This window comes from Burkholderia sp. PvR073, from assembly GCF_054055695.1.
The window spans coordinates 84,526-97,032 of sequence record NZ_JBSRXO010000007.1; the positions used below are offsets into that span (position 1 = coordinate 84,526).

At 67.4% G+C, this 12,507-nt stretch carries 10 protein-coding genes; 2 read left to right on the plus strand and 8 right to left on the minus strand.

The genetic code is table 11. The annotated features are described in order from the left end of the window. Positions 1–53 precede the first annotated feature (53 nt). From ACVK00_RS21200 to ACVK00_RS21220, 5 genes are all read right to left on the minus strand, one after another. Positions 54–1,235 (minus strand): acetyl-CoA C-acetyltransferase, encoded by a 1,182-nt coding sequence (locus tag ACVK00_RS21200; protein ID WP_166723199.1) that lies wholly within the window; start codon positions 1,233–1,235, stop codon positions 54–56. Positions 1,236–1,334: 99 nt separating this feature from the next. Next, the gene (gene phaC / locus ACVK00_RS21205; protein ID WP_284890838.1) at positions 1,335–3,209 is read right to left on the minus strand and encodes a class I poly(R)-hydroxyalkanoic acid synthase; all 1,875 of its coding nucleotides are present in this window, start codon (positions 3,207–3,209) and stop codon (positions 1,335–1,337) included. A 131-nt stretch (positions 3,210–3,340) separates the two neighbouring features. Next, positions 3,341–3,478 (minus strand): hypothetical protein, encoded by a 138-nt coding sequence (locus tag ACVK00_RS21210; RefSeq protein WP_228904421.1) that lies wholly within the window; start codon positions 3,476–3,478, stop codon positions 3,341–3,343. Between the two features lie 95 nt (positions 3,479–3,573). Further along, a complete protein-coding gene (gene pgeF, locus ACVK00_RS21215; RefSeq protein WP_284890837.1) occupies positions 3,574–4,413 on the minus strand; it encodes a peptidoglycan editing factor PgeF in 840 nt (279 codons plus the stop codon). A gap of 6 nt (positions 4,414–4,419) precedes the next feature. Further along, positions 4,420–5,646, minus strand: coding sequence for an RluA family pseudouridine synthase (locus tag ACVK00_RS21220; RefSeq protein WP_228904423.1), 1,227 nt, complete (start codon positions 5,644–5,646; stop codon positions 4,420–4,422). Between the two features lie 41 nt (positions 5,647–5,687). Between ACVK00_RS21220 and ACVK00_RS21225 the strand changes: the two genes are divergently transcribed. Further along, positions 5,688–6,512, plus strand: a complete 825-nt coding sequence (locus tag ACVK00_RS21225) for an outer membrane protein assembly factor BamD (RefSeq protein ID WP_006755093.1) — start codon at positions 5,688–5,690, stop codon at positions 6,510–6,512. A gap of 77 nt (positions 6,513–6,589) precedes the next feature. Here the strand turns inward: ACVK00_RS21225 and ACVK00_RS21230 are convergent, their stop codons facing one another. From ACVK00_RS21230 to ACVK00_RS21240, 3 genes are all read right to left on the minus strand, one after another. Further along, the gene (locus ACVK00_RS21230) at positions 6,590–8,833 is read right to left on the minus strand and encodes an ATP-dependent DNA helicase (RefSeq protein ID WP_228904424.1); all 2,244 of its coding nucleotides are present in this window, start codon (positions 8,831–8,833) and stop codon (positions 6,590–6,592) included. Between the two features lie 55 nt (positions 8,834–8,888). Further along, positions 8,889–9,104, minus strand: a complete 216-nt coding sequence (locus ACVK00_RS21235) for a YdcH family protein (protein WP_006755091.1) — start codon at positions 9,102–9,104, stop codon at positions 8,889–8,891. 77 nt (positions 9,105–9,181) lie between these two features. Then, positions 9,182–9,934, minus strand: coding sequence for a hypothetical protein (locus ACVK00_RS21240; protein WP_006760647.1), 753 nt, complete (start codon positions 9,932–9,934; stop codon positions 9,182–9,184). Positions 9,935–10,094: 160 nt separating this feature from the next. Here ACVK00_RS21240 and ACVK00_RS21245 point away from each other — a divergent pair, with 160 nt between their 5' ends. Further along, positions 10,095–12,419, plus strand: coding sequence for a Tex family protein (locus ACVK00_RS21245; RefSeq protein WP_284890835.1), 2,325 nt, complete (start codon positions 10,095–10,097; stop codon positions 12,417–12,419). Positions 12,420–12,507 lie beyond the last annotated feature (88 nt).

The window sequence follows — 12,507 nt, forward strand, 5'->3', positions numbered from 1 at the left end:
CGAAGCCGCAATCGACCGGCGCACGGATTGGTTTGGCGTTGACGGACGGCCGGTTACGGACGTTCGACCGCGAGTGCAACACCCATCCCGCCGCCGATGCACAGCGACGCCAGCCCCCGCTTCGCATCGCGCTTGACCATCTCGTGCAGCAGCGTCACCAGGATCCGGCAGCCCGACGCGCCGATCGGGTGACCGATCGCGATCGCCCCGCCGTTCACGTTCACCTTCGACGTGTCCCAGCCCATCTGCTTGTGCACCGCCAGCGCCTGCGCCGCGAATGCCTCGTTGATTTCCATCAGGTCCAGGTCGCCCGGCGTCCAGCCCGCACGCTCCAGGCAACGGCGCGATGCCGGCACCGGACCCATGCCCATCACGCTCGGATCCACCCCCGCATTCGCGTACGCCTTGATCCGCGCCAGCGGCGTCAGCCCCAGCGCCGCCGCCTTCTGCGCCGACATCACCAGCACCGCCGCCGCGCCGTCGTTCAGCCCCGACGCGTTCGCCGCCGTCACCGTGCCTTCCTTCGCGAACGCCGGCTTCAGACCCGCCAGCGATTCCGCCGTCACGCCGTGACGCACGAACTCGTCGGTCGCGAACTGCAGCGGCTCGCCCTTGCGCTGCGGAATCGACACCGGCACGATCTCGTCGTTGAAGCGGCCGGCCTTCTGCGCGGCTTCCGCCTTGTTCTGCGACAGTGCCGCGAACGCATCCTGCTCGTCGCGCGTGATCCCGTATTCCTTCGCGACGTTCTCCGCCGTGATGCCCATGTGGTACTGGTTGTACACGTCCCACAGGCCGTCGACGATCATCGTGTCGACCAGCTTCGCGTCACCCATCCGGAACCCGTCGCGCGAGCCCGGCAGCACGTGCGGCGCCGCGCTCATGTTTTCCTGGCCGCCCGCGATCACGATCTCCGCGTCGCCCGCCGCGATCGCGTTCGCCGCCAGCATCACGGCCTTCAGGCCCGAGCCGCACACCTTGTTGATCGTCATGCCCGGCACCGCACTCGGCAGGCCGGCCTTGATCAGCGACTGACGCGCCGGGTTCTGCCCCGAGCCTGCCGCCAGCACCTGCCCCATGATCACTTCGCTCACCTGCTCGGGTTTCACGCCCGAGCGCTCCAGCACCGCGCGAATCACCGTCGCGCCCAGTTCCGGTGCCGCGATCTTCGCGAGCGAGCCGCCGAATTTGCCGACCGCGGTCCGCGCGGCCGATACGATCACTACGTCCGTCATTTCCCTTTCCTCCAGGCCCGCACGACACGGCGCATCGCTGCCGGCCCTGTTAAAAAAACTGCGGTGCACCGGACAGCGTGCGCTGCTGTCCGGCTTTCGTCAATCGCGCTGCAACACGTAACGGCCCGGCGCCGGCTCGATCACCGGGAACTGCGCGGAACCGGGTTTGGCGGGCGGCGCCACCTTGCGGCCGCCGTACTGGTCGAGCCACTCGACCCAGGTCGCCCACCAGCTGCCCGGCTGCTCGGTCGCCCCGGCAAGCCAGTCGTCCGCGGATTCGGGCAGGTCGCCGTCGTTGACCCAGAAGCTGCGCTTCTTCTTCGCCGGCGGATTGATCACGCCCGCGATGTGACCCGACGCGCCCAGCACGAACTTCAGCGGCCCCGTCAGGATCGACGTCGACGCGTAGGCCGTCTGCCACGGCACGATGTGATCCTCGCGCGACCCGTAGATGAAGGTCGGCACGTCGATGCGCGACAGGTCGACGGATTCGCCGCACACGGTCAGCGCGCCCGGCACGCGGAGCTTGTTCTCGAGATAGGTATTGCGCAGGTACCACGCGTACATCGGACCGGGCAGGCTCGTCGAGTCGCTGTTCCAGTACAGCAGGTCGAACGCCGCGGGCGTGCGGCCCTTCAGGTAGTTGTCGACGACGTAGTTCCACACGAGGTCGTTCGGCCGCAGGAACGAGAACGTGTTCGCGAACTCGACGCCGCGCATCAGCCCCGGCGCCGTGCCGTTCTTGCCGCCGATGGTCTGCTCGCGCATCTGCACGTGCGCCTCGTCGACGAACACGTCGAGGATGCCGGTGTCGGTGAAGTCGAGCATCGCGGTCAGCAGCGTCATCGACGCGGCCGGATGTTCGCCGCGCGCGGCGAGCACCGCCAGCGCGGTCGCGAGCATCGTGCCGCCGACGCAGAAGCCGAGCGTGTTGATCTGCTCGCGGCCGCTGACCTGCTGCACCGCGTCGATCGCGGCGAGCAGCCCTTCGTTCATGTAGTCGTCCCACGTCTTGTGCGCGACCGACGCATCGGCATTGCGCCACGACACGAGGAACACCTGATGGCCGCTCGACAGCGCATGCGCGACGAGCGAATTCTCGGGCTGCAGGTCGAGGATGTAGAACTTGTTGATGCACGGTGGCACGATCAGCAGCGGCCGCTCGAACACCTTGTCCGTCTTCGGCGAGTACTGGATCAGCTGGATCAGGTCGTTCTCGTAGACGACCGCGCCTTCGGTACACCCGAGGTTCTTGCCGACCACGAATTGCGATTCGTCGGTCTGCGAAATCTTGCCGCGCTGCATGTCGCCGAGCAGGTTCATCATCCCCTGCCGCAGGCTTTCGCCCTGCGTCTCGAGGATCGACTTCTGTGCATCGGGATTGAGCGCGAGGAAGTTGCTCGGCGCGGCGGCAGCCGTCCATTGCTGGACGGAGAAACGAATGCGTTCGCGCGTCTTCGGATCGGTCTCGAGCGCGTCGGCCAGTTCCTGCAGGTAACGCGCATTGAGCAGATACCACGCCGCCGCGAACGCATGCGCGGGCGAGGCCTTCCACGCATCCGAGCTGAAGCGGCGGTCCTTAAGCTCGGGCGACTCGAGCGTCGCGGCGGCCGCCTGCTGCATCAGCGTCACGCAGTCGCGCGCATAGTCGGTCTGCAACTTCTGGAGCCGTTCGGGCGAGATCGCGGCCGCCGGCAGCTTCAGCCCCGCGAACGGCGACGCCAGACCGCCGAAGCTGCTCAGATCGGGCATCGACGGCATCTGGAACGGAACCGCTGTCGGGAACTGGAATGCGGCGAACGGGTTCGCGGTGGTCGCCGCCGTTGCGGCGCGTGCCGGATCAGCGAAACCACGCCAGGCGTTCAGCCATGCTTCGAACATCTGCTGCATCGGCTGGACCGCCTGGCCGAATCCGGCGCTGCTTGCGGAAGTGCCCGCCTGAGCGGACGTCGACGAATTTTTCGATGCTGTCATTACCTGCCTTACCGGTGATTCGTGAGCGTCAATCGTGAAATCCTGCTCGCGCGCGGCGTGCCGGTGCGAGCCGGGCCGTCATGCTCTGGAGAGGCGTCTCCAGATTCTGCCGCAGTGCGGTACTTTTATCATTATCGTTTTCCCCATGTGAAGCCCTGCGTCAAACCACTGAACATTTCTGCTCGGAGATAATCCGCGCGCAACAGGCGGGACAAGGCTTCCGGCGAACCATAAAATATTTTGGTTGACTTGACTTCGGGATTATTCATTCGGTTGTCCATGCAACGCCGCATTGCCGCGTCAATATCGAGATAACCCGATTTTGCAGCGCAACAAACCACGCGCGCAAGCGCGCGGTCAGTCGTCAATCGGCCAGCCAGATCGCCGCCGCCATGCGGCCGGTCACGCGGTCGCGCCGATATGAATAGAAGCGCGCTGGTTCGGTGACCGTGCAGGCGGACCCGCCGCTCACGTGCGCAACACCTGCACGCGCGAGGCGCAGGCGCGCGAGCGCATGGAGGTCGGCGAGGAACTTGCCGGGCGCGCCGTCGATCGCGACGAACGCTTGCCGCGTTTCATCATGCTCCGACTGCGCAGCCGTGTCGAGAAACGCGTCGCGCACGTCGGCGCCGACTTCGAACGCCTGCGGGCCGATTGCGGGCCCGAGGTACGCATGGACTTCATCCGCCCCGCCGCCGGCGAGCGCCGCGACGCGGGCCGCGGTCTGTTCAATGATGCCGGCCGCGAGCCCGCGCCAGCCTGCGTGCGCGGCGCCGACCGCCCGGCCCTGCGCGTCGCACAGCAGCACCGGCAGGCAATCCGCGACCATCACGACACAGACCGCGCCCGCGCGGTCCGTCACGCTCGCGTCGGCCTGCACGGGCGCCGCGGCAGCCGACGCGGCCTCGATCACCTCGTCCGCGCGCACGATCCGCGCGCCGTGAACCTGCTCGAGCCAGGCCGCGCGCGACTGGCCGGCCAGCGCGAGCAAGCGCGCGCGATTCGCGGCGACATGGGTCGGATCGTCACCGGTATGCAAGCCGAGATTCATCCCGCCCGGCAACTCGGCACCGTCCTGCCAGCGCCCGTAAGGACCGTCGCTCACACCGCCGTCGCGGGTCGTGATCAGCGCGCGAACGCGCGGTGACACCTGCCAGTCGGGCTGTACGCAGTCCTGCCACGTCAACGGCGCCAGGTTCGTCATCGGCACTCACTCCTCCTCGTCGTCCGGATCCGACTCGTCATCGTAATCCTCGTCGTGATCCTGATATTCGCCGGCGAAATCGTCATCGTCGTAGACGCCGTCGTCATCGTCGAATTCCTCGTCGGCCTGCCCGAAACCGAGGGCCGCGATCAGCGCGTTCATGTCGTCCGGCAACGGGCAGCGCCACTGCATCGTCTTGCCCGTGAGCGGATGCACGAGGCCGAGCCGCCATGCGTGCAGCGCCTGCCGCGCGAACCCGTCCGGCAGCGGCGCGACCGAGCGCTTGCCGCGCGCGCGCCCGTACACCGGATCGCCGAGCAGCGGATGCCCGATATGCGCGCAGTGCACGCGGATCTGGTGCGTGCGGCCGGTTTCGAGGTCGCACTGGATCGCGGACACGGGCTGACGTTGCCACAGGCATGTGTCAACCGTGCGGAAATGGGTGCGCGCGGGCTTGCCCGACGCACCGGTGACGACGGCCATGCGCGTGCGCTCGCGCGGGTCGCGGCCGATCGGCGCGTCGATCGTGCCGTCTTCGGGCATCGTGCCCCAGACGAGCGCGAAATAGCGGCGCTTCACCGTGCGCGCCTGCAACTGGCGCACGAGGTCGGTCTGCGCGGCAAGCGTGCGTGCGACCACCATCAGGCCGGACGTTTCCTTATCGAGCCGGTGCACGATCCCGGCACGCGGCAGGCCGGCCGCGGCGTCGCCGTAGCGATGCAGCAGCCCGTTGAGAATCGTGCCGCTCCAGTTGCCGGCGGCGGGATGGACGACGACGCCGGCCGGCTTGTTGATGACGAGGAGCGCGTCGTCCTCGTAGATCACGTCGAGCGGCACCGGCTCCGGCGTGAACGCCAGTTGCTCCGGCAGCAGGTCGGGCACGAGCTCGATCCTGGCGCCGAGCGGCACCGGCTGGCGGATCTTCGCCGGCGCGCCGTCGATCAGCACGCGCTGCGCCTCGATCCAGCTCTGCAGGCGGCTGCGGGAGAATTCGGGGAATAGCTGGGCAAGCGCCTTGTCAAGGCGTTCGCCCGCGAGCGACAGCGGCACTTCGACGACGCGCGGCGTCTCATCGGCCGCCGCGGACGGCACGACAGGCGGTTGCATCGCGCCTGCAGCCGGGCCGTCATCGGGAGAATCCCCCGATGCAGCGTCGGCGGGCCGATCGCTTGGGCTATAATCTTCGCGATTTGACTTGCCCCGCGGGGCATTCTGCGAACTTGAACGGGTCATTTAGACTGGGTCACCGAGACTTGAAGCTAGGACATGCGAGCATGATGAATTCGACCAAACGTACGGCCAAAACCGTCGCCGCCCGAGCTGCGGCGGTAGCGGCCGCGGCCCTCATCGCCGGCTGCCACGGCTTACCGCAGAAGCAGGACGAGACGGCTACCTGGTCGAACAACAAATTATACTCAGAGGCCCAGGACGCGCTGTCCGGCGGCGACTGGGGCAAGTGCGCGAAATATTTCGAATCGCTGCAAGGCCGCGATCCGTTCGGTCATTTCGCGCAACAGGCGCAGATCAACGTCGCGTACTGCAACTGGAAGGACAACGAAGCGGCAGCCGCCGACCAGGCCGTCGACCGCTTCATCCAGCTGCACCCGGATCACCCGGATATCCCGTACGCGTACTACCTGAAGGGGATGATCCACTTCAACGACGATCTCGGCCTGTTCGGCCGCTTCTCCGGCCAGGACATGAGCGAGCGCGATCCGCAGGCACTGCGTGAATCGTACGATGCGTTCAAGGTCGTCGTCGACCGCTACCCGAAGAGCAAGTATGCGCCCGACGCCGCGGCGCGGATGCGCTACATCGTCAACGCGCTCGCCTCGCACGAAGTACACGCGGCCGACTACTACTATCGGCGCGGCGCCTACGTCGCGGCAATCAACCGCGCGCAGCTCGCGATCAAGGACTACAAGGGCGCGCCGGCGATCGAGGACGCGCTGCACATCATGATCCTGTCGTACGGCAAGCTGAACCAGCCGCAACTCGCGGAAGACACGAAGCGCGTGCTCGCGGGGACCTTCCCGGACAGCCCGTACATCACCGGCCACTCGCGCCCCGGCACGAAGAAGTCGTGGTGGCAGTTCTGAGCGACGCCCGCTGCACAAAAAACCCGGCCATCGAGCCGGGTTTTTTATTGGCGCCGCCCGTAGCAGGCGGCGATGCGTCACGCGCGCTTTTTCGCGCGATGTTCGTCGAAAAAGTCCTGCACGACCGCGATCTCGCGCGTGCGCTTGAACGGCGGCAGGCTCTGCCAGATCCGGCGACCGTACGGCTTGTCGACAAGCCGCGTGTCGCAGATCATCAGCACGCCGCGATCCGTCTCCGCGCGAATCAGGCGGCCCGCGCCCTGCTTCAGCGTGATCACGGCCTGCGGCAGTTGGTGAACCGCGAACGGGCTCAAGCCCTTCTTGGTCAGCGCATCGAGTCGCGCGGCCAGCACCGGATCGTCGGGCGGCGCGAACGGCAGCTTGTCGATCACGACGAGCGACAGCGCATCTCCGCGCACGTCGACGCCTTCCCAGAAGCTCTGGCTGCCCACGAGGATCGCATTGCCGTACGAACGGAAGCGGTCGAGCAGCTCGGTGCGGCTGGCATCGCCCTGCACCAGCAGCGGCGTGTTCCAGCCGCGCGACTCGATCACGTCGCGCAGCTTCGACGCGATCCGGTCGACCGCGCGCAGCGTCGTGCACAGCATGAAGACACCGCCGCCCGACGCCTCGATCGCCGGTAGCGCGGCATCGAATACGGCGTCGGTAAACGTCGGCGACGACGGCTGCGGCAGGTTGCGCGGCACGTACAGCAGGCCCTGCGTCTGATAGTCGAACGGGCTTGCGAGCGTCATCGAGCGCCGCGAGCTGAGGCCCATCTGGGCCGCGTAGTGCGTGAAGTCGCCGCGCACCGACAGCGTCGCCGACGTGAAGACCCACGCGCGCGGCACGCCGGCGCGCTGCTTCGCGAAGATCGGCGCGACCGACAACGGCGTCTCGTGCAGCTGGACGGTATGCGCGAACACTTCGACCCAGCGCACCTTCTCGTTCGGGTCGTCGGCAGCCGCCTTGTCGCCGGCCGCCGCGGCGTCGGCCTGCGCGGCCGCTTGCGCGGCACCGGGCGCGACCCAACCCGCGAGCAGGTCCTGCAGCTCGCGCGCGCGCCGCAGGCACGCACCGAGCGATTCCGCCCGCTCGGCCTGGCTCGCGAGCGCCGATGCGAGCGCATCGAGCGCCGCTTCGAGCGCGTCGAGCGCGCCGAACATCGGGTGATCGTCGCCCAGTTGCGCGAGCGACATGCGCACGATCTGGTCATTCGCGAATGCGAGGCGCAGGTCGCGCGCCGCGCGTTCGAGATCGCCGCCGAGCTTCACCCACTCGACCGCATCGCGCGCATGGCTCAGGCCTTCGGCGACCGTGTCGCGTGCGAGTTCGAGGATCTGCGTGGTCGACAGCGTCTCGCCGAAGAACAGCGTCGCCGTCTCCGGCAGCTGGTGCGCCTCGTCGAAGATCACCGTGTTCGCGTTCGGCAGCAGCTCGGCCATCCCGGTGTCGCGCAGCATGATGTCCGCGAAGAACAGGTGATGGTTGACGACGACGACGTCGGCCTGCTGCGCCTCGCGCCGCGCCTGCATCACGAAGCACTCCTTGTAATGCGGGCACTCCTGGCCGAGGCAGTTGTCGCGCGTCGACGTGACCATCGACCACACCGGCGCCGTCTCCGGCACGCTCGCGAGCTCGGCCTTGTCGCCGCTTTTCGTGAGCTTCGCGAACCGGACGATTTCCTGCAGGTATGCGGTGTCCTGTCGCGACGGCAGGCGGCCGTTGTCGGCCGTGCGCTGCAGATAGTAATGGCACAGGTAGTTCGAGCGGCCCTTGAGCATCGCGACCGTCACCGGCACCGCGAGCGCGTTGCGCACGGTCGGGATGTCGCGCTGGAACAGCTGATCCTGCAGGTGCTTCGTGCCGGTCGACACGATCACCTTGCCGCCCCACAGCATCGCGGGCACCAGGTACGCATAGGTCTTGCCGGTACCGGTGCCGGCCTCGACGATCAGCGTGTTGTCGCCGGCGTCGCTGTCGGTGTCGGCCGCCGCACCGTCCGCGGCGGATTCGGCCGCCTTGTCGCCTTCGCCGAGACGGCGCGCCGGCCGCTTGCGGGTTTCGAAGATTTCCGGTTCGGGCAGACGGCGCGCGGACGCCTCCATCGCGGACGCGACCGCACGCGCCATCTCGATCTGCGACAGGCGCGGATGATAGCCGTCGAGCGCGCGCGCAAGCAGTCCGCCTTCACCGAAGATCGTGTCGAGTTCGTCGACGCGCTTGCGGCTCAGCTCGAAGGTGCCTTCGGGCGCACGAACGCGCCCGGCAGACGACGCGTCACGCCGGGCATCGGGGTTGGCTTCAAGCGGTGAATTCAAGGCAAGCGTTCCTGTGTCCAGCGCCCAGGCGGCGCCGGCGCTTGCCAGGCCGCGCTCAGGCGCGCTTATCCGGTTCCAGCTGCGATTGCAGCAAAATGATTTTGTCCTTGGCCGCCAGCTTTTCCTTCTTCAGCCGGTGCAGCGTAATGTCGTCGATGTCGGAGTGTCCTTCCTTCAGCTCGATCTCTCGAGCGAGCTGCTGGTGCTGCTCCTGCAATGCTGCCAAACGGTTGTGCAATTCCTGCTGCTGTTCCGTGGGACGGTTTTGCATATGCGCCTCCTCATCGAAAGCAGCGCGCCGACTGGCGTGCCGGCACGCACGAGACTGGTCCGGATCAATCCAATACGTTACTGCCCCTGCTGTTGCTGCTGCTTGGCCTTTTGGGCCGCTTCCTGCTGACGCCGCTCGACATCGGCCTTGTGCTGCGCGGCTTCCTTCTGCTTCTGCTCGTAGCGCGTGGCGTTGTCCGCCCGCTCCTGCGCCTTCTGCGCAGCCTGCTGGTGCGCCTGGTCGAGCTTGCGCTGGAAGTCGGCCTGCTTCTGGTCGTATGCCTGCTTGCTCGCGGCGTGCTGCGGCCCTTCCGCGCCGCGCTGCGCCTGCTTCACTGCATTCTGCTCCTGCTTGTCGCGGAATGCAGCCGCGTTCGCCGCGTCGTTCGCCGCGCGCTGCGGTGCCTCCGCCGCATTCTGCGCCTGCTTCAGCGCCTGCTGCTGGTCGCGCTGCTGCGCCCGCACCGCACGCTGTTCGTCGTCGAGCGCGAGTTGCTCCTGACGGATGCTCGCCCGCTCCTCGCGCATCCGGTCGCGCGCATTGCCGAGACAGTGATTGACGAAGAACTTGCTGTAGCAATCGTGCTCCGCCACGGCATAACGATAATCGTTTTCCGCGGAACGTTGATTGAGCACTTTTTGACGGGCGTCAAAATCCTGCGTGGCGGAGGCTGCGACGGGCACGGCGGCAGCGGCGTCAGGCGCGCTTGCGCCCGATGCCTGTGCGTACGCGACGGTGGACCCGGCGGACAAAGCCGCGGCAAGCGCTGCGCCGAGCGCGACGAGAGAAATGCGGGAAGTTGGCAACGTCGTAGGAAAGCTGCGGGACATGTGTCAAATTCTATCACCCCCGGCTGGACGCTCCGCCATTTATGGCAAAATGCCCCGCTTCACTCACCCGCGGCATCTGGTCCGGCGGGCCCGTCTCGCAGCCCGCCGCGCGCGGTCTGCCGGCCCGCGCCGCGATTTCAGCAGGCACATCATCCACGACATGACGGAAACCGTAGCACTCAAGATCGTACAGCGCATCGCCACCGAACTGTCCGTCCAGCCGCGCCAGGTCGCGGCGGCAGTGCAACTCCTCGACGAAGGCTCGACCGTTCCGTTCATTGCCCGATACCGCAAGGAAGTGACCGGCAACCTGGACGACACGCAGCTGCGCCAGCTCGAGGAACGCCTCCTGTATCTGCGCGAACTCGAGGATCGCCGCGCGACGATCCTGTCGAGCATCGACGAACAGGGCAAGCTGACCGACGAACTGCGCGCCGCGATCGACGCGGCCGACAGCAAGCAGGTGCTCGAAGACCTTTATCTGCCGTACAAGCCGAAGCGCCGCACGCGCGCGCAGATCGCCCGCGAAGCCGGCCTCGAGCCGCTCGCGCAGGCGCTGCTCGCGAATCCGCTGCTCGACCCGCAGGCGGAAGCCGCCGCGTACGTCGATGCCGACAAGGGTGTCGCCGACGTGAAGGGCGCGCTCGACGGCGCGCGCGACATCCTGTCCGAACAGTTCGGCGAAACGGCCGAACTGCTCGGCAAGCTGCGCGACTACCTGCACAGCCAGGGCGTCGTGTCGTCGGCCGTGGTCGAAGGCAAGGAAAACGAGGAAGGCGAGAAGTTCCGCGACTACTACGACTACGCGGAGACGATCCGGACCGTGCCGTCGCACCGCGCGCTTGCGCTGTTCCGCGGCCGCAACGCCGGTGTGCTGACCGTCAAGCTGGGCCTCGGCGAGGAACTCGACGCGCAGGTACCGCATCCCGGCGAAGCGATGATCGCGCGCCATTTCGGGATCGCGAACCAGAGCCGTCCCGCCGACAAGTGGCTGTCCGACGTGTGCCGCTGGTGCTGGCGCGTGAAGGTGCAGCCGCACATCGAGAACGAACTGCTCACGCAACTGCGTGAAACGGCGGAAGCCGAGGCGATCCGCGTGTTCGCGCGCAACCTGAAGGACCTGCTGCTGGCCGCGCCGGCCGGCCCGAAGGCCGTGATCGGTCTCGACCCCGGCCTGCGCACGGGCGTGAAGGTCGCCGTGGTCGACCGCACCGGCAAGCTGCTCGCGACCGACACGATCTACCCGCACGAGCCGCGCCGCGACTGGGACGGCTCGCTCGCGAAGCTCGCGCGCATCGCCGCGCAGACGCAGGCGGAGCTGATCAGCATCGGCAACGGCACCGCGTCCCGTGAAACCGACAAGCTCGCGAGCGAGCTGATCTCGAAGCACCCCGAACTGCGGCTGCAGAAGATCGTCGTGTCGGAAGCCGGCGCGTCGGTCTACTCGGCGTCCGAGCTGGCCGCGAAGGAATTTCCGGAACTCGACGTGTCGCTGCGCGGCGCCGTGTCGATCGCGCGCCGCCTGCAGGATCCGCTCGCCGAGCTCGTGAAGATCGAGCCGAAGGCGATCGGCGTCGGCCAGTACCAGCACGACGTGAACCAGCGCGAACTCGCCCGCTCGCTCGACGCGGTCGTCGAGGATTGCGTGAACGCGGTCGGCGTCGACGCGAATACCGCGTCGGTCGCGCTGCTTGCACGCGTATCGGGCCTGAACGCCACGCTCGCGCGCAACATCGTCGACTACCGCGACGCGAACGGGCCGTTCCCGTCGCGCGATCATCTGCGCAAGGTGCCGCGTCTCGGCGACAAGACCTTCGAACAGGCGGCCGGCTTCCTGCGCATCAACGGCGGCGAGAATCCGCTCGACCGCTCGTCGGTCCACCCGGAGGCCTATCCGGTCGTCGAACGGATCCTCGCGAAGATCAGCAAGCGGATCGACGACGTGCTCGGCAGCCGCGACGCGCTGTCCGGACTGTCGCCGACGGAATTTGTTGACGAACGTTTCGGCCTGCCGACCGTGCGCGACATTCTGTCCGAACTCGAAAAACCGGGTCGCGACCCGCGGCCTGAATTCAAGACCGCAACGTTCCGCGACGGCGTCGAGAAGGTGTCCGATCTGATGCCCGGCATGCTCCTTGAAGGGGTCGTGACGAACGTCGCGGCATTCGGCGCGTTTGTGGATATCGGCGTGCACCAGGACGGTCTCGTCCACGTGTCGGCGATGTCGACGAAGTTCATCAAGGATCCGCACGAAGTCGTGAAGGCCGGCCAGGTCGTCAAGGTCAAGGTGCTCGACGTCGACGTGAAGCGCCAGCGCATTGCGCTGACGATGCGCCTCGACGACGAAGCGGCCGCGCCCGGCATGGCGCCGCGCAGCAGTCAGGATCGCGGCAATGCCGGCCGCGGCGCGGCCCGCCCGCAGCGTTCGCGCGAGCCGGAACCGGCCGGCGCGATGGCCGCGGCGTTCGCGAAGCTGAAGCGCTAAACGCGCGAAGGTCGTCGACGCACGAAAAAAAGCCCGCCGACAGGCGGGCTTTTTCATGGCGTCGGCAAGCGCACTGCCGAATTGGGCC